Here is a 19,865-nt window from a genome sequence, read left to right as displayed (position 1 = left end):
GAGAGGATGAAGAAGGTTGCATTCGCACTGACATTCCTGTCTGCGCTAACGGCGGCCGCGCCGTCGCCTGCGGCAGATTTGCCGAAGATCTCGATCGTCGTATTCGGCGCGCCTTCTCTCGGAGCGTTCTTTCCTCCCGTGATCAGAGCGCAGAAGTTCGATGAGAAGAATGGAATATCGATCGATTTCCAGGAGCGCACGCCGGACGCATATACGGCGCAATTCAATTCCGGCGAATTTCAGGTTGGCGGGAGCGCGGCCCTTCTGACCGTCGGACTTGCGGACGTGCGCGGCGTCAAAGCGACGTATCTTTTTAATTTGTTCGACTATTGGGGGGCGGTGGTAACATCACGCGCCGAGATCAAGACGATCAAGGATCTGGAGGGCAAGGAGCTTGCTGCCGCGAAGGGCACGACCAACTACGTCATGTTCGATTGGTTCGCGCGTCAGCTCGGCGCGGATACAAGCAAGTTCTCGGTGATCAATACCGCCACGCCCGGACTTGTCGGCTATGCACTCGCCGATCGCGCTGCAGCCGTTCAGTTGTGGGAGCCGGCCTATACGACGCTGCACTCCAAGAAGCCCAGTATTCGGATGCTTGATCTCAGGATCAAGGAGAGCTGGCAGAAGATGTCCGGCAGCGCCAACATTCCGTATCTCGGCGTTGCCGCACATCGTGATTGGGCCGAAAAGCACAAGGATCTAATTCCGAAGCTCTATGCGACCTACAAGCAGGCGGCCGATTGGGTTGTCGCACATCCGGACGAGGCGGCAACGCTGATCGCCGGGAAGGGATCGGCGGAGTCCGGCAAGGCGATCGCCGATCTGATCCGGGCGAATGACCGGCTGGGCATGAATGTCACGCCGGCGTCTGCGGTCGTGAAGGAAATCAAAGCAGTCTACGAGGCCGGCAAGTCGATTTCATTCCTCCCGTCGCACCCGTCGGATTCGACGATCTACGAGGGATCAATGCAATGACGGCAGCCCAATATCAGCTTTCCGGCGCCGGCAGGGTCGGCGTGACCGCGCTTCGTCGCGCGGGCACCTACGTCTTGCCGTTCGTGGCGGTTGCGGCGGTTTGGCAATTCGCCTCGTTGTTCTTTCCGCCGTTCCTGTTTCCCTCGCTGGTCGACGTCTTCTGGCGCTGCATCGGTATCGTCACCGACTGGGCTCAGTTCTCGGACGTCATCGCCACCGTGCTGCGAATTCTGGCCGGTTTGGCAGGCGCGTTCGTCATCGGCGCACTGCTGGCTGTCCTGATGGCGCAATCGCGCGCGGTGCATGATTTCCTGTCGCCTATCCTGACGCTGTTTCAGGGTATTCCGGCGCTGTCCTGGGTCGTATTCGCGATCATCTGGTTTCATGGGATCGAGCCGCGCATCTTCTTCATTATGGTGATGACGACGCTGCCGGCCTTCTCGTTCCAGATCCTCGGCGCGCTGCAGGCGATGTCGCGGGATCTGGTCGAGATGGTCATGAGTTTTCGGCCGTCGCGCATCAAACTGTTTCGATCGATGATCATTCCGGCCGTGCTGCCGGACATTTTGACGGCCTGGAAGGTCAATCTCGGAAATGCATCACGTGTGGTCGTGGTCGCCGAGCTGGTCGGCGCGACCGGTGGCGTTGGCTATGAGCTCCTGCAGCAGCAGCAGGTATTCGACATGACAGGAGCTTTGGCATGGACGCTGCAACTGGTCTTCTTCGTTCTGATCGTTCAGGCGATCCTGACGCTGATCGAAAGGATCGCATTCCGCTATCGGGCAGTGTCGGAGCGCTCGCTATGACCTCGAACGATTCAACCGAAATGGCCATTCGTCTTGATGGCGTTTCGAAGAGTTTCGGCAAGGCGGGTGAGGCCGGCGCCTATCTGGCGGTCGACAAGCTTGATCTGCAGGTCGCGCAGGGGCAGATGTTTGGCCCTGCTCGGCAAGACAGGCTGCGGAAAAAGTACGATCTTCAACATGATCGCGGGCCTGACCGAACCCACCGAGGGCCTGGTCACGGTAGATGGTCGCAATCCGTTTCGCGATTTTGACACGTTTCGCGGCCGCATAGCGATCGTCTTTCAGAACGATAGGCTGTTGCCCTGGCGGACAGCGATCCAGAACGTCGAGCTCGGCCTTGAGATCCTCGAAAAGACGTCTGAGGAACGACGCGCCATCGCACAGCGCTGGCTGGAGACGCTCGGCCTGCGCGGCCATGAGAACGACTATCCACACGCGCTTTCCGGCGGCATGCGTCAGCGGGTCTCGATCGCGCGCGCATTCGCCACCAACGCGAATATTCTGCTTTGCGACGAACCGTTCTCGGCGCTCGACGAGATGACGGGACGACGACTGCGCACCGAGTTCGTCAAGCTGGTGAAGGAGAACGGAAAGACGGCGGTCTTCATCACGCATTCGATCAACGAGGCGCTTGAGATCGGAGATCGCATCGTGGTTCTCAAGCGGCCCGCCAACATTGCGATCGATATCCCTCTCACCCCCGCGGTGTCCCAGGAGAGCAAAGAGACCATCCGAAGCCAGATCCAGCATGTTCTCGCGGCGTGAGCGGACCGGCCGCGTGCCAGCTCAGCTCGTGGAGTGATCGGCCGCTGCCTGTCAACGGGTGAAGGCTCGACACGGGCCGCCGGGAGGACGGCGGTCCAAGGCCGCAAGGACGCTCAGCAAGCAGTCGATTTGTGCCGGGTTCGACGGAGCTCGGCTCTCTTACGTCATCATCAACGAAAAGATCAGCGGGGAGGAAATATGTCGCGTCGTAGCTTCGCTCTGTTCGCAGCTATCTGCCTTGGCATCAGCACCACGGCTCAGGCCACCGACTGGCCGGCTCGGCCTCTCACCATGATCAATCCGTTCGCGCCGGGAGGTCCCAACGACGTGGTCGCGCGTTTGATGGCGCAGCGCATGGGAGAAATTCTGGGCCAACCGGTCATTGTCGAAAATGTCGGTGGTGCCGGCGGCATGAACGGGGCCGGCCGTGTCGCCAAGGCCGATCCCGACGGCTACACCTTCCTGCAAGGCACGGTGGGTACCCAGGCTCAGAACCAGACTCTCTACAAGAAACCAGCATACAACGCGCTCACCGATTTCACACCGGTTGCGCTGGTGATGGAGGCGCCCTTGGTCCTGGTCGCGCGCAAGGATCTTCCGGTCAAGGACATGAAGGAATTCGTCGCATACGCCAAGACCAACAAGGACAAGATGCAGTATGGCTCCGCCGGCACCGGCTCGGCGATTCATCTCGGCTGTGCGCTGAGCAACATGATCACCGGTCTCGACATCGTTCACGTGCCCTACAAGGGCGCGAATCCCGCCATGCAGGACCTGATAAGCGGCCGCGTCGATTATCTCTGCGACATCATCACAACCGCCAAGGCACAGATCGATGCCGGTACGGTGAGACCGATCGCCATTCTGTCCAAGCAGCGGTCTCCGGCAATGCCGAACATACCCACCGCGATCGAGCAGGGTTTCGATGTCGACGCCTACACTTGGAACGCGTTCTTCCTGCCCAAAGGCACGCCGGCCGCTATCGTGCATAAGCTGAATCGGGCGACTGTCGAAGCCATGAATACGCCTGCCGTGAGGGAGAAGCTCGAAGCTGCCGGGCTGGTCATGGCGAAAGACGATGAGGTTACACCGGAGTACCTTGCCAAATTCGTACAAAGCGAGATCAAGAAATGGGAAGCGCCGATCAAGGCGAGCGGCATCAGCATCGAGTGACATAGGCTTGTCACTCGCTGTCCTGCTCGTCCGATTTCGCTCAGGGGCAGCGGCCGGTGTGATACAATGTCTAAATGTATCACCGAAAAAAACTGGCCTGAGTTGTTTGGGAGGAGGCGTATCTTGAGCGGAACTTAACCAAGTGCCGCTAGGATCCTTTCGGTATGTCGCTCTGGCCATCCCGGCGACAGACTCTCCGAAAAGGACCTTCCAGATGCTCGCCCGCTACTCGATCCGCACCAAGATCACCGTCGTCGTTCTGTTTCTGCTGGCAGCAATGTCGGCGATAGGCGGGCTCGCGCTGAAACAGATGAGCGACATCAACGGATCGACCGTTGAAATCGCCAACGGCTGGCTGCCGAGCATTCGCGCCCTCGGCGAGATCCGCGCGGCCACGATCACCTATCGCGCAATCGTCCGTACGCATCTCTTGGCGACCAACGAGTCCGGCAAGCAGGCGCAGGAGGCATTGTTGGCGAAGTGGATCGCCATCCTTGGGGAGGTTCAGAAGCGCTACGAGCGGATGATCACTTCGCCCGAAGAGCGCGCCATCTACAATGAATCGAAGGCTGCGTGGGAAGAGTATCTCAACGGCGTCCAGCAAGTGCTGGTGCTGTCTCGCAAGAATGAGGATGCGGAGGCACGATCGCTGCATGCCAAAGCATCGCTGGTCGGCGTGAAGTCCGACGAGATCCTTCAGAAGGACATCGACCTGAACAACAAGGGTGCCGACGCCGCCGCCGTAAATGCAGCAGCGAGCTACGCCACAGCGATGAAGATCGTGCTAGCTTCCCTTGCGCTGACAATGATCCTCGGTGTGTGTGCCGCCATCCTCCTCGTGCACGATGTCTCCACTGGGATCAAGTCGATCGAAGCCCCGATGCAGGCGTTGGGCACCGGAGATCTGACCGCCGCGATACCCCATCAGGAAGAGAACACCGAAATCGGCAACATGGCGAGAAGCCTGCAGGTCTTCAAGGAAGCGTTGATTGCAAAGAAGGCAGCGGACGAAGCTGCCGCTGTCGACGCCAAAGACAAGATTGTGCGCGGAGAGCGCATCAACGCAATCACCCGCGACTTCGAAGCCCTGATTGGCCAGATCGTCGAGGCCGTTTCCAGCGCCTCCGTCGAGCTCGAAGCGTCCGCTGGCACGCTGACCGGCTCAGCCAGGCGTTCGCAGGAACTCACGTCGCTGGTAGCGACGGCTTCGAACGAAGCCGCCACCAATGTTCAGTCGGTGGCATCGGCCGCCGAGGAGATGTCGTCTTCCGTGAACGAAATCAGCCGCCAGGTGCAGGAGTCCGCCAACATCGCCGGCCAGGCGGTGGAGCAGGCGGGTAGGACGAACGACCGCATCGAGGGATTGGCCCAGGCCGCGACGCGTATCGGAGATGTCGTTGATCTCATCAACACTATTGCCGGCCAGACCAACCTGCTGGCTCTGAACGCGACCATCGAGGCCGCGCGAGCGGGCGAAGCGGGCCGCGGTTTCGCGGTCGTGGCCTCCGAAGTGAAGACCCTGGCGGAGCAGACGGCGAAGGCGACCGGCGAGATCAGCCTGCAGATCTCGGGGATCCAGGCGGCCACCCAGGAGTCGGTCGGTGCGATCCGTGAGATCAGCGGCACCATCGGGCGGATGTCGGAGATTTCCTCGACCATCGCATCGGCCGTAGAGGAACAGGGCGCTGCGACGCAGGAGATCTCCCGCAACGTGCAGCAGGCGGCTCAGGGGACGATGCAAGTGTCCGAGAATATTTCCGACGTGCAGCGCGGGGCCATCGAGACGCGATCTGCATCCACGCAGGTTCTGTCCGCCGCGCAGTCGCTATCGGCCGAAAGCAGCCGCCTGAAGCTCGAGGTCAGCAAATTCCTGGGCTCCGTGCGAGCGGCATAGCGGTCTCCTCGTCGAGGGCTCGTTGCTTACGCATGAACTCGGCCCGAGACTTCGGCGGTCAAGCGTTTTGGTCGGTAGCAGCGCATCCAATGCGGCCGGCGGACAAGGAATTGATTTACTTGTGGGCCGCCAGGACTCGAACCTGCAACCAGACCGTTATGAGCGGGAGGATATAGGCCGACTCTGTTGTCTTAATTTGGTCTTAGCGGAGATCGAGCGTGTTCGTTGTGTTTTGGAGATGTTTCTGGTGCGAAAATGGCGCGCTACGCGCGGACTTTCTATAGACCAGGATAGTTCACCCAGGTGGTGCCGTCGGGCGGAGCCGACCCGCGTCAGCGCAGAATCTTGATTCTCCCCTCCTCCAACAGGGCATTGGCTGGCAGAGGATGCTTGAGCTGAATGGACTGCTCCGCTTTGCGGCGCGCGTCGAGCCAGTTCGGGAACCACATGGCGATTGACGGAAACGCAAGGACCAGCAGCACGCATATGCACTGGATCACCATGAAATCCGCCATCCCGCGGTAAATGAGTTTCAGATTCCACTCCTTGACCACTTGCTTGAGGTAATAGGCCGACATTGCCACCGGCGGCGAAAGGAATGCGGTCTGCAACACCACTGCCACGATGCAGCCGAACCACACCATGTCGTAACCCAACCCCTTGGCGACGGGAACGAGCAACGGCAGGAAGATGAGCACGATCGCCGGCCATTCGAAAGGCCAGCCGAGCAGGAATATGACCGTCAGTAGCAGTGTCATCGTTCCCCAGGCGGGTAACGGCGCTGCAAGCAGCATGTTGGTGATCCAGTTGGCGGTGCCTAGCCAGGCGAACACGGCGCCGAAAACATTGGAGGCGACCGCGAGGAATAACACCATGCTGGTGGTCGCGAGCGTGTTGTAGCAGGCGTTTAACAAACCGCGCCAGGTGAAGTGGCCGTAGGCGATGACGAGAAGGATGGCGCCGAGCGCGCCAAGCGCGGCGGCTTCGGCGGCCGTGGTCAGCCCGATGAGGATCACACCCAAGGTCATGATGGTGAGAACCGTGACGGGGACGAGGCCAACAAGGCACTCCCACAGCACGGTTTTCATGGATTCGGGCCGCTCCTCCTTCGGTACGGGCGGACCAAGCTTCGGATTCCAGTAGCTGCGCACCAGCGTGTAGGCGATGTACATGCCCGACAGCAGAAAGCCGGGGCCGAATGCGGCCGCGTACAGATCGATGATCGAGATATCGAGCACCGGCGCCATCACCACAAGCATCACGGATGGCGGGATGAGGATGCCAAGCGTGCCACCGGCCGCGATGGCGCCAGCCGACATGCGCACGTCGTAGCCGGCCCTGATCATCATCGGGCCGGCCATGATGCCGAGCAGCGCAACCGTCGCTCCGACCGTACCTGCGGCGATGCCAAACAGGGTCGCGGTCACGATCACCACCACATAGAGTGCGCCGTGGACCGGTGCGAACAGATCGCGGAACGCTCTGAACAGCCGTTCCATGAGGCCCGCCTGGTCGCACACATATCCCATCAGGATGAACATCGGGACCGCAACGAACTCGTCCTGCTTCATCAGACCGATGGTTTGCAGATATGCGAGATTGAAGACGCGTACGCCGAGACCAAAGTAACCGAAGATCAACGCGAGGAAGAGCAGGGTGAAGCTGATCGGCAGGCCGATGAAGATCGCTGCCAGCATCACCAGCAACATCAGCATGCCGAGGAGTTCGAGGCCGGTCATACTTCGAGTTTCTCCCGATGCTGAAACTCGCGCCCGAAACGGATCTGGTACCAGCACTTGAGCGCTTCGGAGACACCCTGAATCATGAAGAGCAGCGCCGAGAGCGGGATGGAGGCGCGGAACGGCCACATGATCGCCCGCCAGATGCTCTCCTGCGAGCGTTCGCCGAGCATGTATGAATTCCAGGCATCGTCGACGCTGATCATCATCATTGTGATCATCGTCGGGAAAAACAGGATCAGGTACGAGGCGAGATCGATGATGCCTTTAGTACGTTCGGAATAATTGTCCCAGAAGATATCGGTTCGAACATGCGCGCCCTTGAGCAGCGCATAGGCGCAGCCCAGCATGAACGCCGCGCCGTTCACCATGTAGCTTGCCTCGTAGACCCAGATCGTGGGCGAGTGAAAGAAGTAGCGCGCGACAACCTCGTACGTGATCGACGCCACGAGGAAGAGCATTGTGAGGGCGATCAGCTTTCCAGTGATGTCCGAGAATTGATCGATCGCGCGAATGACCGCGTAGAACGCCCGCGGGAAATCGCCGCTTGCGCCGTCAGCGCGCGACCTCGCGGTGTCTGCCGGCATCGATGCTCTCTCCCTGCCAGTTCCATGCGAAGCCCAGCGTGCTCGCACCCCTCAGGAGGAGGTACCTGTGCACGGCGGGCGCCGGAAAATCCGGCGTCCTGCCGCAGCATGGGTCGTGAGACGCGCGTGCCAGCTCCTTACTTCGCAGTCGCATCCGCCGCCTTGCGGTAGATCTTGTCCTTCCAATAGTAGAGTCCCGCAAAGTCGTACGGCGGCCACCACGACAGGCGGAAGGGCACCACGGTCTCCGCGTACTTCTTCTGACTGTCGATTACCTTTTGATAGAAGGGATTTTTCGCGGCGTACTCGGCCTGGATCTTTTCCCACTCGTCCAGGAAGTTCTTCAGAACCTCGTCCGGCGTGCGATGGATCTGAACTCCTTCCTTCAGCAGCTCCTGGCAGGCGTCGGCAGTTTCGCGGTTGAATGCGAAATTGCGCATGTTCGTGGCGTACACGGACGCCACCTTGACGATCTCCTGCAGGTCGGGCGTAAGCTTCTTCCAGACGTCCGAATTGATCATGAGCTGCCCGCCGGTCACCGGCTCATGCATGCCCGGCGTGTAGTAGTGTTTGGCAACCTTGTGCAGACCGAGCTTCTTGTCCTCCAGGCAGTTGATCCATTCCGCGCCCTCGATCACGCCACGCTCCATCGCCGGCACGATTTCCTGCCCGGGTATTGTCACGACCGCGACGCCAAGCCGTCCATAGGTCTCGGCGCCGATGCCGTAGATGCGGTACTTCAATCCCTTGAGATCGGCCAGGCTATTGATCGGCTTCTTGAACCAGCCAAGCCCTTGCGGGTAGTCGGTCGGGATGGGGAAGCCGACGACGTTCAGCTTGAGCACGTCGCGATAGAATTCGTCGAGCAGCTTGGTGCCACCGCCATCGTAGTACCAGGCGTAGTAATCTTGTCCGTCCATGCCGAACAGTGGGCCGTGCGACATGGGAATTGTCGCCGTGTTTCTGCCCTGGATGTACCCGAAGGGCGCCATGCCGACGTCCAGCACGCCCTTCGAAGTCGCGTCGAAAACTTCGAACGGTGGGACGATTGCTCCTCCCGGCATGGCCTCGATCTTCAGCCGGCCACCCGACATCTTCTCGACCTCTTCGGCCCAGAGCTTGAATATCTGGTGGAAGTTAGCTGCAGCGGGGTGTGAGGACTGTCCCTTCAGAAGCAAGGGCGTCGGAGCGGCCTGGGACAGCACTGGGGCCGGCGAAGCCACGAAAAGACCTGCCACCACGAAGGCGAACAGGATCGTTATGCGTTTGCGCATTTCCCGTCTCCTCCCAAAGGCGCCTTTTGCTTTTCTTATTGGCGCAGTTTTAGTCCCGGCAGGGTAGGTGAGAAGCGTTTGCGCGTCAAATCAATCGCTCCGCCCGTCTTAGGGCATTTTGGCACGCCTCGCTCGGCTGGCGCCTTACCCGCCCCGGGATGGCATTGCCATCAGAGGCTATCAAAAGCTCAGCAACCGAGGATTTCTCGCACATGCGCCGAGATACGCAGCTCCGGCACCCAGGGCCTCGCGACCTCGCGCTGCTGGGTTTCCAGTTGATGCCCGATATAGGCCGCTTTGTCGGGCGCTCCCTTGGCGTCGATCACGACCGGCAGATAGCGGCTGATGCCGGGAGGAAGCGCCGGCGATTAGCGCCAGGCAAAGCGGGCCAGTAATCTTGCCGACGCCATTGGCAGCCTGCGCAAGTCCCACGCCGCGCGCACTGAGGCGAACCGGAAAGATCTCGGCCGGATCGTCCGCTTTCCGGTGAAGGTCCATCGCGGTTCGGCCGGCTGGACCAGAGCTGTCGCCATTGTTAACGAATCAAGCTGAGTCCACTCTGGCGCTCGTTGGCTATGACCTGCAGTCCGTTGTCTCAACCTTGGCGACGTATGAATCCTGTGACCGAAACGCGCTCCCAAATGCCTGCGGCGGCAAATGGGTCCGCGCGGTTGAAGGCGTCGACCTCAGCCCGGCTTGGCGCCTCGACGAGGAACAGGCTTCCGATCATGGTCTGGCCGTCGTCGGCGACCAGCGGTCCGGACATCACGATCTTGACGCCGAAGCGCGAGGTGTCCGCGAGGTACGCCTTGTGTGCATCGTAGTTGGCAAGCCGGGTTGGAAGCGCATCGGCACGGTCGAGGGCGTGGATCACAAACAGCATCCCGGTCTCCGGAAATTGCAACACGGAGACGGCTGCAGCAGCCATCTCTGTGTTCGAGAGAAGAGGGAGATCTATTTCCCTCCGAGCTTACCAGCTTCCTCCCAGGTTGGGCAGGCCCGCTGTTCCAGCGGCACGTCGAAGGGTTGATAATTGTCCTTGGTGATGACGGTCGGCTTCAGCACGATCTCGTTGATAACAGGTTGGTCGCGTAGCGAGCGGATCGCCATCATCATGCCAAGGCAGCCCTGCGCGAAGCCGTTATAGTCGCCGCTTGCAAGCAGCTTGCCGGATTTGATGGCATCGATCGCTTCCTTCGTGCCGTTGATGCCGATCACCTGCGCCTTGCGATTGGCGCCATCGAGCGCCTCGATCGCGCCGACCGCCATCGCGTCATTGGCGGCAAGCACGCCGTCGATCTGCGAATTGGATTGCATCAGGTTTTCCATCACCTGCAGCGCCTGCAGACGCTGATAATTGCCGGGCTGCGAGGCCAGCAGCTTTGCGCCCGAATTCTCCTTCAGCGCATCGTTAAAACCCCTGACGCGGTCGACATTGGTCAGCGATCCCTTGACGCCTTCGATAATGACGATGTTGCCCTTGCCGCCCAGCGTCTTCAATAGATAGCGCGCGGTCTCGAGCCCGAGACTGTAATCGTCAGCGCCGACAAACGAGACGAACTTGCCGCCGGCCGAGCGGTCGGTGATGTTGACGACGGGGATTTTGGCCTGATTGATTTTCTCCACACCGGGAACCATCGCCTTGTAGTCGACGGGGATGAAGACGATGGAGCTCGGCTTCTTCACCACCACGTCCTCGATCTGGCTGAGCTGTTCGGGAATAGAGTCCGGCTTGGTCGGGATATAGTGGAGCGTCCTCGCGTTCAGCGATTTCGCCATGGCGTCGGCGCCAACCCGCACGGTCTGGAAGTAGGGGTTGGTCTGGTTCTTGGTGAAGACGGCGATCGTCTCGCCGTCGGCGCAAGCCTGCGTGGTGAATGCGGCCATCAGGACCGGCAGCGCAAAGATGGTCAGTTTGTGTTGTTGTCTCATATGGTTTTCTCTCCCTCATTTTGCTCTGTTCGATTGTCTTTGAAGATCTCATTGCGTGCGGCGGCGCGTCTTCATGTCGAGCCAGACCGCGAGAACGACGATGATTCCGGTGACAAGCGGCTGCCAGTTGGCACTGACCGACATGAGGTTCATGCCATTCAGCACGAGCGTCAGGATCAGCGCACCAACGAAGGTGCCGAACACGGTGCCGACGCCGCCGAACAGCGATGTGCCGCCAATCAGGACGGCGGCGATCGCCGGCAGTGTCAGGCTCTCGCCGATATCGGCTTCCGCCGAGTTGAGCCGCGACAAGAAGATGATGGAGGCCAATCCTGCCATTGTGCCGGAGACGGCGTAGACGAGCAGCAGCCGTCGCGCGACGGGAATGCCGGAGAGTCGCGCCGCCACCGGATTGGCGCCAATCGCATAGATCTCCTGGCCCCAGATGGTGCGCTGCGCGAATAGCGTCCCGATCGCGAGGAAGATCAGCAACAGGTAAACCGGGATCGGCAGACCAAACAGATATCCGCTGCCGATCTGGCGGAAGCCTGAAGGGAAGCCATGGATGGTTTCACCCGCCATGTACCAATATGTGAGGCCGTTCAGCACCCAGAGCATCCCGTAGGTCGCGATGAAGGAAGGGATGCGCAACGCGGTGACCATGATGCCGTTGAGGAGCCCAACCGTCCCGCCGGCCAGGAGGCCGGTGAGAACGCCGAGCAGCGGCGAGCCGGTCTGATGGATCACGGTGCCGGCAAGACAGGCGGACAGCGCGACATTGGCGCCGACCGAGAGGTCGAGGCCAGCGGTGAGGACGACGAGCGTCAGGCCTGAAGCGATGAAGAAGGTCAGGCTCGCCTGCCGCAGCACGTTGAGGATGTTGCCGAGGCTCAGGAAAGATTCGCTCAGGAAGGCGAGAGCGGTGCAGATCACGAGCGCCGCGAGCAGGCGATAGAATAGCTGGATCGCATCCTGCGACATGAAGGAGCGGGCAGGCGAGAGAGCCGGCTTGCTGATGTCGGTCATGACCGGCTCCGAATGCCATCGAGAAACAGGGCCACGATGACGAGGACGCCGACGCTTGCGACCTGCACCGAGGACGGCAGCGCCATCAGATTTAGACCGTTGCGCAGCACACCGACGGCAAGCACGCCGAGTACGGTGCCGAGCAGCCAGCCATTGCCGCGCTCGAAGGAGGTGCCGCCGACGGCGACCGCTCCGATCGCGTCGAATTCCAGACCGAGCCCCGCGGTTGGATGCCCCGAATTCATCCGCGCGGTCATCAGGAGCCCTGCGATGCCCGCCATGGTGCCGCCGAGCACGTAGACCGCGATCAAGAGCCGGTTGGGCGAGAGCCCCGCATATTTCAAGGCGTCGCGGTTGCCGCCCAGCGCAAAGATGTAGGTGCCGAAGCGGGTGTGATAGAGCAGGGTGTGAAAGACAGCGTAGCTCACAAGTGCCATCACGATCGGCACGGGCACGCCGAGGAACGTCGCCGAATAGATGTCCCGCACGCTGTGAGGGATGCCGACCACGCTCTGGCCGTCACTGACGATCAGCGACAGGCCTTGCGCCATGCCGAGCGTGCCCAAGGTCGCGACGAACGGCGGAATGCCGAGGATCGCGACGAGCCGGCCATTGACGGTCCCGAACGCAGCCCCGACCAGCACTGCAGCGCCGAGGCCCAGCAGCATCGAGTTGGTGGCGACTGACACGAGGGCGACGCAGAGCGAGGTCAGCGTCAACACCGCACCCATCGAAAGATCCAGCCCCTCAGTCATGATGATCAGCGTCATCGGCAGCGCGAGCATGGTCAGGATCGTCGACTGCACCAGCACGTTGGAGAGATTGGCGGCCGACAGAAATCCCGGCGCGATCGTGCCGAAGGTCGCGATCAGGAGCACCAATACGATCGCGACTCCCGGGATGCGCCGGAGCGGATTGGGTGTCGAGACGACGGCGGCCTCACGCATGATGCATCCCAAGTCGCACGATGTTCTCCTCCGTGAGCTCGCTACGCGCGAGATGCCCGGCGATGCGGCCCTCGCGCATGACATAGGCGCGGTCGCAGACGTGGCAGATCTCGATCTGCTCGGACGAGATCATCAGTGCCGCAGCGCCTTCCGCGACCAGTCGGTCGATCAGTGCGAATATCTCTGATTTCGCGCCGATATCGATGCCCCGTGTCGGCTCATCGAAGATGAACAGCTTGGCGCCTGCCGCGAGCCATTTGCCGATCACCACCTTCTGCTGGTTGCCACCTGACAACAGCCCGATGGTCTGCCGCGCACTCGGGGTTACGATCCGGAGCTGCCGGATCAGGCTGTCAGCGCTACGTTGCGCGCGGCGTGGATCGAACAAGCCGCTCGGAAACATTTTTTTGAGCGCCGAGACCACGAGGTTGTCACTGACCGAGCGCAACAGCGCGAGGCCCTCGCTCTTCCGGCTCTCCGGAATCAGTGCGATGCCGCGGCGTGCGGCGACATCCGGTTCGCCCGAGATGGTCTTACCGTCGAAGATGATCTCGCCGGAGATCGTGGGGTCGGCGCCGAAAATCGCGCGCGCGACCTCGCTGCGTCCCGAGCCGACCAGCCCGCAGAGCCCAACGATCTCGCCCCGGCGTACCTCGATGTTGATATCCGAGATCCCGCTCGGCGCGGAGAGACCCCTGACTTGCAGCAGCACCTCGCCCGGGCGCTCGGCAAAATGGCGCGGATAGGTCATGTCGACGGTACGGCCGACCATCATGCGGACGAGCTGGTCCGGGCTGACATCGGCGGGACAGACGCCATCAATGCGGCGGCCGTCGCGCAGCACGGTGATGCGGTCCCCGAGCGCGAAAACCTCTGCCATGCGATGCGAGATATAGACGATGGCGACGCCGTCTGCCTTGAGGCGCTTGATCAGCGCGAACAGCAATTCGGTTTCGCGATCGGACAGCGCCGCCGTCGGCTCGTCCATGACGAGGATGCGTGCGTTCTGGCTGATCGCCTTGGCGATCTCAACCATCTGCTGCTGCGCCACGCCGAGCTTGTCGACGATGACAGCGGGATCGATATCGAAGCCGATCGAGGTAAGCACGCGCTTGGCATCGGCCAGGAGCTTGCGGCGGTCGATCGTGCCGGGAATGCGGCCTTTCGGCTCGCGGCCGAGAAAGATGTTCTGCGCAATATCGAGATGCGGAACGAGCGAGAACTCCTGGAAGATCACGGCAATGCCAAGCCTTTGGGCGTCCGCCGTCGAGGTGATCGCGACCTTCTCGCCCTTGTAGTAGAACTCGCCGGTGTCGGCGCAGTAGGCCCCACACAAGACCTTCATCAGGCTCGACTTGCCGGCGCCGTTCTCGCCAAGCAACATGTGGACTTCGCCAGGCCGGATGGCAAAGGACACGTCGTCCAGCGCCTTGACACCCGGAAATTCCTTGCTGATGCCGCGCAGCTCAAGCAGCGGCGGCGAGGTCGCTTCCGCGGGCGAGGGCGCCTCGGTCGCCATCGCCGGGCTCATGCGCGGGCTCCCGCCGCAAAGATCTTTCCCGGATTCATCAATCCTTGCGGATCGAGTGCCGCCTTGATCGAACGCATCACATCGACCGCCTCGCCCAGCTCGTCGGTGAGATAGCCGATCTTTCCGAGGCCGATGCCGTGCTCTCCGGTGCAGGTGCCGTCCATCGCGATGGCGCGCGCGACCATGCGCGCTTGCAGTGCCCTGGCGCCGGCGATCTCCACTTCGCTCGCGGGATCAATCAGGATCAGCATGTGGAAATTGCCGTCGCCGACATGGCCGACGATCGGCGCGACGAAGCCATGCTCGTCAGCGTCCCGTCGCGTTTCCGTCAGACATTCCGCCAGCCGCGAGATCGGCACACAGACGTCCGTGATTACGGCGCGCGCGCCGGGCCGCAGGCCTAAGCCGGCGTAGAGCGTGTTGTCGCGGGCGTGCCAGAGCCGGCTGCGGTCTTCGGCGGCCTTGGCCCATTCGAAGCCGCGGCCGCCATGATCGGAAGCGATCGCCTGCGCGGCCTCGGCCTGCTCGGCGACAGCCGTTTCCGAACCGTGGAATTCGAAGAACAAGGTCGGCGCCTCGCGATAACCGAGCTTTGCATAGGTGTTGATGCCGCGCATCATGACGTCGTCGAGAAGTTCGATGCGCGCCACCGGAATGGCCGACTGGATCACCGCAATCGCGGTGTCGACCGCATTGTGCAAAGTATCGACGCTGCAGACGGCCGCGGACATCGCCTGCGGCAGCGGATGCAGCTTCAGCGTGATCTCCGTGATCACGCCGAGTGTTCCTTCGGCGCCGACGAAGAGCCGCGTCAGGTCGTAACCTGCGGCCGATTTGCGGGCGCGCTTGCCGGTGCGGATCACGCGTCCGTCCGCCAGCACGACTTCCAGCGCCATGACGTTGTCCTTCATGGTGCCGTAGCGCACCGCCATCGTGCCTGAGGCGCGGGTGGAACTCATGCCGCCGATTGAGGCATCGGCCCCCGGATCGATCGGAAAGAACAGGCCGGTACCGCGCAGTTCCGTATTTAGCTGCTTGCGGGTGATGCCGGGCTGCACGACGACGTCCAGGTCGCTGTCATGCACCGCCAGCACCCTGTTCATGCGCGCGAAGTCGAGACAGACTCCTCCCGCAGCAAAAGCCGCGTTGCCTTCGAGCGAGGTGCCGGCGCCGAAAGGGACGATCGGCATCCGTGCGCTGGCGCAGAGTTTGACGATCTCGGCCACTTCCTGTGTCGTCTCGGGAAACACGACGATGTCCGGCGGCAGCGCGCGATAATAGGATTCGCTTTGTCCATGCTGCTCAAGGACGCTGCGCGCGACACTGGCGCGCGCGCCGATCAGGCCTGCAAGGCGATCCGCCAATGTCGCTACGCTGACCCGCGGTCCCATGTTCCTCCCCGTTTGCTCCTCGGCGGCCTGCGGACTCTTACCGGTCCGTTCCGCTTTGCCTTCGGCTTAGGCAGCTTGCGCGTTGCTCGCAACCTGCTTCAAGCCGAAATCATAGTTGAGATGAAAATACGCGCTGTCCATGATGCGACCATCTGGCGCACGGCCTGGTGGGCAGCGCACAAATTCACGGATCAAACTGTCCTTGACGCCGAACACCACGTCCGAGTCGAGATAGTTGTCGCCGGCCACGAACACATGCGTCACCAGTTGCTCGAAGCCCGGCGCGGCAATCATGAAATGCACGTGCGCCGGACGCCATGGGTGGCGCCCTTGCGCCTCCAGCATTTCGCCGACCGGGCCGTCATGCGGGATCGGGTAGGGCGCCGGCTTGATCGACCAGAAATGGAAGTGGCCGTTCTGGTCGGTGTGGAACCGCGCGCGCATCGCGAGATCGCCGGTCTTGTCGAGCTGCTGCACGTCGTAATAGCCGTCATCATCGGAATGCCAGACATCGACGACGGCACCGGCGAGCGGCCGGCCGTCAACCGTCGAGACCGAGCCGGTGACGAGCATGGGGTCGCCCTCCATGCCGCCGGAAATGTCCTCGCCAATCTGCTTCTCGGGCGCGGCCTGGACGAAGAATGGCCCGAGCACGGTAGTCTCGGTGGCGCCTTCCGGCACGGGATGGTTGATTGCATCGACCAGCATGGACACGCCAAGCGTATCCGACAGCAGGATGAACTCCTGGCGCTTGTCGTCGCACATATGGCCGGTGCGGGTGAGGAAATCGATGCCGTATTCCCATTCCGTCTGGGTTGGGCGCACCTCGCGCACGAAGGCATGGAGATGCCGCACCAATGCTTCGCTAATCTGACGGATGCGCGGGTCGGTTGCGCCCTTGATTCGATCGAGCACCGCATCCGTGATCGTGTTCTCGTTGAAGTTACGCAACATTGCCTCCGTTGATCAGAGTTCTGGCTCGCCAAGACTGGACAGCCGTTCGATGTGGCGCACCGTTGCGATGAAGTCGGTCTCGCCCTCGCCGTGCGCCACCAGCGCGCCGTAGGTCTCGCGCACTTGCGCCGCGAGCTGGAGCGGTACGCCGACGGCGTGGCCGGCGCCCAGGATGAGATCGAGGTCCTTGGCCATCTGCCGGCAGGAGAAGGTCGAATCGAAATCGCGCTTTCTGAGCGGCGCGGTCTTGTATTTCACCATTGGGGACGCGATCGCGCTGTCGTCGAGCACTTGCAGAATATCATGCCAGCCGATGCCGCCTTTGCGCGCCAGCGCAAGACTCTCGGCCATCATTGCCGCCGACACCGCGATCATCAGATTGACGGCGAGCTTGGCGTAGCGCGCTTCCTCGGCCGGCCCAAGATAGGTCTGGGCGCGGGAGAAACTGGCGAACAGCGGCTTGATCCTTTCGAACGCATCCCTCGGGCCCGAGACAAAGCAGGTCAGCGCGCCGGTGTGAACGATGCTCGCGTTTCCCGACACCGGCGCGCGCAGGTACGCTATGCCATGGGCTCGCGCGGCGGCATCGATTTCGCCGGACGCTTCCGCGCTCACCGTGGAGGTCTCGATCAGGATGGACCCCGGCGCCATCGCGCCAAGGAGGCCGCCGCGGAGCACGACCGCGCGCAGAGCGACGTCATCGGGCAGGGAGGTAATGACCACGCGCCGACCGCTGACAGCATTTGCCGGCGAGGTTGCGGTGGAAATACCCTGTTCGCGCGCGGCGGCGAGCCGGGTTTGGCTCTGATCGAAGGCCGTGACGGCATATCCCGCCTTGGCGACCAGCATCGACATCGGCAGGCCCATCTTGCCAATTCCGATGAAAGCGACGTTATTCGAGGTGTCTGTCATTTCTATCGTCCGTCAGCCGCTCAAGCGGTGCGTCCCTGCAATTCGATATCGTGCACCAGCCGCCGTCCCGATTGCCCGAGCTGATCTCTCTTCGCGTCCAACCCGTCAACCAGCAGTCGGCCGTTCCGTTTCTTCCAGTCGCCGTCGATCATGACGGCCTCGACATTGGCGAGGCTCGCCTGCATCACCACGGTGGAAATGGGATCGTGCACCGGATAAAGGTTGAGATCGGACGCGTTGATGACGACGAGATCGGCCAGCTTTCCTGGCGTCAGCGAGCCGATATCATCCTCGCGCCCGAGCATGCGCGCACCTTCAGTGGTGATCCAGCGCAATGCCTCACGTGCCGGAATCGTGGTCGTGGCCGGAATCGTGCCATCGCTCTTGCGCGCTTCCGCATTGTCGAGCGCGCGCTGCATCGAAAGCGCGACACGCGCGGCGGAGAAGAGATCGCCGGGCAGCACCGACTCCAGATCGATGCCGATGGAGGGGCGGGTACCGCGCTTGAGCAGCCGACCCGTGATTGGGAAGCCGTGGCCCTGGATCATCTCGTTCTCGGGTGTGACGGAGAACGACACGCCGAGATCGACGAGGCGTTGCAGGAGCTCGTCCGGCAAGTCATTGCCGTGGACGATGTTGATGCCGGCACCGACCAGGCCGGCTTCGATCAGCTTCTCCCATCCACCCGGCGTTTTGGCGGGACCGCCGCCCTGGTGCATCGAGGCGATCAGGTTGAATTCGCCGGCCAAGCGGAAATCATGCATTGCGACATCAAGCGTTGAATAGTGCGGGCCGAGAACGGCGAGCCCAAGGGTCACCAGACCATTGCGGTCGGCGAGGGGACCAGCCAACAGCCGCTCAACCTCGCGGCGCGGGTGCGGAATTTCCGAGAAATGCGGTTCGCCCGGTTTCGGCTCGGGCTTCGGCGAGCCGTGGAAGAAGGCGGCGCGAACGCCGCTCTCGATCAATCCGCGCACAGCAGCGTCAGTATGGTCGGACGTCGGATTGTTGTGGCACCAGTCGACCAGCGTGGTCGTGCCACAATTGATCTGGTTCAGCGCGCCGGCAAGGGTGGCGATGTAGATGTCCTCCGGCCGGAACACCGTCGCCAGCCCCGCATGCATGCGGCGGAAATATTCCAAGAGCGTCCAGTTCGCCGCAAAGCCACGGAGCGCCGTCTGCCAGGTGTGCATGTGGGCGTTGATCAGGCCAGGGATGACGATGCGTCCGGTGCCGTCGACGATTTCGGTCTCGGTTGCACCGCTGCCGAGGTCGATGCTGGGACGGATGTCGGTGATCCGATTGCCTTCGATCAGCACATCGCCGGCATTGAGATCGCCGAGGGCGGTATCCATGCTGATGATGGTTGCGGATTTGATCAGCTTGCGCCGCATGTCGTTCAGACCGCCTTCGTTGCGGGCCGCTGCCCCAACCATGCGCGCGCGATCAAATCCAGGATCGCGCTGGGGTCGAGTGGACGCGGATTACAGAAACCGTTGGTCACTGCCAGATCTCGGCTTTGGCAGTGCTGACCGTGCCGCAGCCGAACACGACCCGGCAAGGCAGGCTCTCAAAGATGAACGAACCGATCATGCGCCGGCCTCTCGGATCGGATAATCGACCTGGAAGCGGCCGATCCGCAAGTCGCCCAATTCGTCGCGCACGCGCAGATGTTCCGGATGCGTGGCATAGGCCTTCAGCGCGGCGTGGTCGGCGAATTCTGAGACCAGCACGACGTCGCAGGCGTAGTCGACGTCGCTGACATCGAGCCCGACTTCGATGTGGTTGAGACCGGCGATCCGGCCTTTCAGGCCTTCGAAAAGCGTCTTGACCTTGAGCCGCGCCGCCGCCCGGTCTTCGGCGGTGTCCCCACGCAGCCGCCACATCACGATGTGCCTGATCCGGCCCGACATTCCCTGCTTTCCTCGCCTGCTATCGTTGTTGTTTGGAGGCATT

General features: G+C 61.9%; 20 protein-coding genes. 5 read left to right on the top strand and 15 right to left on the bottom strand.

Going from position 1 to position 19,865, the window contains the following annotated elements:
• Window positions 1–6: 6 nt before the first annotated feature.
• The gene (locus ACVJGD_RS16360) at window positions 7–978 is read left to right on the top strand and encodes an ABC transporter substrate-binding protein (RefSeq protein WP_456635301.1); all 972 of its coding nucleotides are present in this window, start codon (window positions 7–9) and stop codon (window positions 976–978) included.
• Window positions 975–1,784, top strand: a complete 810-nt coding sequence (locus ACVJGD_RS16355; RefSeq protein WP_456635300.1) for an ABC transporter permease — start codon at window positions 975–977, stop codon at window positions 1,782–1,784. Before ACVJGD_RS16360 ends, ACVJGD_RS16355 begins: the two co-directional genes overlap by 4 nt.
• Before the next feature lie 11 nt (window positions 1,785–1,795).
• Here ACVJGD_RS16355 and ACVJGD_RS16350 read toward each other — a convergent pair whose 3' ends face one another.
• On the bottom strand, window positions 1,796–1,963 hold the full coding sequence (locus ACVJGD_RS16350; protein ID WP_456640594.1) for a hypothetical protein: 168 nt from the start codon (window positions 1,961–1,963) through the stop codon (window positions 1,796–1,798).
• Between ACVJGD_RS16350 and ACVJGD_RS16345 the strand changes: the two genes are divergently transcribed.
• The 3 genes from ACVJGD_RS16345 to ACVJGD_RS16335 all read left to right on the top strand — a co-directional run bounded on the left by ACVJGD_RS16345 (window position 1,884) and on the right by ACVJGD_RS16335 (window position 5,616).
• Window positions 1,884–2,549 (top strand): ABC transporter ATP-binding protein, encoded by a 666-nt coding sequence (locus ACVJGD_RS16345; protein ID WP_456635299.1) that lies wholly within the window; start codon window positions 1,884–1,886, stop codon window positions 2,547–2,549. The two genes, ACVJGD_RS16350 and ACVJGD_RS16345, sit on opposite strands and share 80 nt — an antisense overlap.
• A gap of 198 nt (window positions 2,550–2,747) precedes the next feature.
• Window positions 2,748–3,722 carry a Bug family tripartite tricarboxylate transporter substrate binding protein gene (locus ACVJGD_RS16340; RefSeq protein WP_456635298.1) on the top strand — a complete coding sequence of 325 codons (975 nt, stop codon included), beginning with the start codon at window positions 2,748–2,750 and terminating at the stop codon, window positions 3,720–3,722.
• A gap of 214 nt (window positions 3,723–3,936) precedes the next feature.
• The gene (locus tag ACVJGD_RS16335; protein WP_456635297.1) at window positions 3,937–5,616 is read left to right on the top strand and encodes a methyl-accepting chemotaxis protein; all 1,680 of its coding nucleotides are present in this window, start codon (window positions 3,937–3,939) and stop codon (window positions 5,614–5,616) included.
• A 332-nt stretch (window positions 5,617–5,948) separates the two neighbouring features.
• Here ACVJGD_RS16335 and ACVJGD_RS16330 read toward each other — a convergent pair whose 3' ends face one another.
• The 14 genes from ACVJGD_RS16330 to ACVJGD_RS16265 form a co-directional block, all read right to left on the bottom strand.
• Entirely contained in the window at window positions 5,949–7,355 is a 1,407-nt protein-coding gene (locus ACVJGD_RS16330; protein WP_456635296.1) for a TRAP transporter large permease, read from the bottom strand.
• A complete protein-coding gene (locus ACVJGD_RS16325) occupies window positions 7,352–7,942 on the bottom strand; it encodes a TRAP transporter small permease subunit (RefSeq protein ID WP_456635295.1) in 591 nt (196 codons plus the stop codon). Before ACVJGD_RS16325 ends, ACVJGD_RS16330 begins: the two co-directional genes overlap by 4 nt.
• 137 nt (window positions 7,943–8,079) lie before the next feature.
• The gene (locus tag ACVJGD_RS16320) at window positions 8,080–9,216 is read right to left on the bottom strand and encodes a TRAP transporter substrate-binding protein (RefSeq protein ID WP_456635294.1); all 1,137 of its coding nucleotides are present in this window, start codon (window positions 9,214–9,216) and stop codon (window positions 8,080–8,082) included.
• A gap of 188 nt (window positions 9,217–9,404) precedes the next feature.
• On the bottom strand, window positions 9,405–9,542 hold the full coding sequence (locus ACVJGD_RS16315; RefSeq protein ID WP_456635293.1) for a hypothetical protein: 138 nt from the start codon (window positions 9,540–9,542) through the stop codon (window positions 9,405–9,407).
• 269 nt (window positions 9,543–9,811) lie between these two features.
• Window positions 9,812–10,099, bottom strand: coding sequence for a YciI family protein (locus ACVJGD_RS16310; protein ID WP_456640271.1), 288 nt, complete (start codon window positions 10,097–10,099; stop codon window positions 9,812–9,814).
• A 71-nt stretch (window positions 10,100–10,170) separates the two neighbouring features.
• On the bottom strand, window positions 10,171–11,148 hold the full coding sequence (locus tag ACVJGD_RS16305; RefSeq protein ID WP_456635292.1) for a sugar ABC transporter substrate-binding protein: 978 nt from the start codon (window positions 11,146–11,148) through the stop codon (window positions 10,171–10,173).
• A 48-nt stretch (window positions 11,149–11,196) separates the two neighbouring features.
• Entirely contained in the window at window positions 11,197–12,174 is a 978-nt protein-coding gene (locus tag ACVJGD_RS16300; RefSeq protein WP_456635291.1) for an ABC transporter permease, read from the bottom strand.
• Entirely contained in the window at window positions 12,171–13,121 is a 951-nt protein-coding gene (locus ACVJGD_RS16295; RefSeq protein ID WP_456635290.1) for an ABC transporter permease, read from the bottom strand. Before ACVJGD_RS16295 ends, ACVJGD_RS16300 begins: the two co-directional genes overlap by 4 nt.
• Complete coding sequence (locus ACVJGD_RS16290) at window positions 13,114–14,652, bottom strand: sugar ABC transporter ATP-binding protein (RefSeq protein WP_456635289.1); 1,539 nt, start codon at window positions 14,650–14,652, stop codon at window positions 13,114–13,116. The genes ACVJGD_RS16295 and ACVJGD_RS16290 overlap by 8 nt, the downstream gene beginning before the upstream one ends.
• Window positions 14,649–16,043 (bottom strand): FAD-linked oxidase C-terminal domain-containing protein, encoded by a 1,395-nt coding sequence (locus ACVJGD_RS16285; RefSeq protein ID WP_456635288.1) that lies wholly within the window; start codon window positions 16,041–16,043, stop codon window positions 14,649–14,651. The genes ACVJGD_RS16290 and ACVJGD_RS16285 overlap by 4 nt, the downstream gene beginning before the upstream one ends.
• Before the next feature lie 66 nt (window positions 16,044–16,109).
• Window positions 16,110–16,994 (bottom strand): intradiol ring-cleavage dioxygenase, encoded by an 885-nt coding sequence (locus ACVJGD_RS16280; protein ID WP_456640270.1) that lies wholly within the window; start codon window positions 16,992–16,994, stop codon window positions 16,110–16,112.
• Window positions 16,995–17,009: 15 nt separating this feature from the next.
• Window positions 17,010–17,909, bottom strand: a complete 900-nt coding sequence (locus tag ACVJGD_RS16275; RefSeq protein WP_456635287.1) for an NAD(P)-dependent oxidoreductase — start codon at window positions 17,907–17,909, stop codon at window positions 17,010–17,012.
• 20 nt (window positions 17,910–17,929) lie between these two features.
• Entirely contained in the window at window positions 17,930–19,303 is a 1,374-nt protein-coding gene (locus ACVJGD_RS16270; protein WP_456640269.1) for an amidohydrolase family protein, read from the bottom strand.
• Between the two features lie 195 nt (window positions 19,304–19,498).
• A complete protein-coding gene (locus ACVJGD_RS16265; RefSeq protein ID WP_456635286.1) occupies window positions 19,499–19,822 on the bottom strand; it encodes a Dabb family protein in 324 nt (107 codons plus the stop codon).
• Window positions 19,823–19,865 lie beyond the last annotated feature (43 nt).

It is taken from the genome of Bradyrhizobium sp. USDA 10063 (assembly GCF_054063735.1).
The sequence above is the reverse complement of the archived record's forward strand: the minus strand, read 5'-3'. Positions and strand labels throughout refer to the sequence as shown.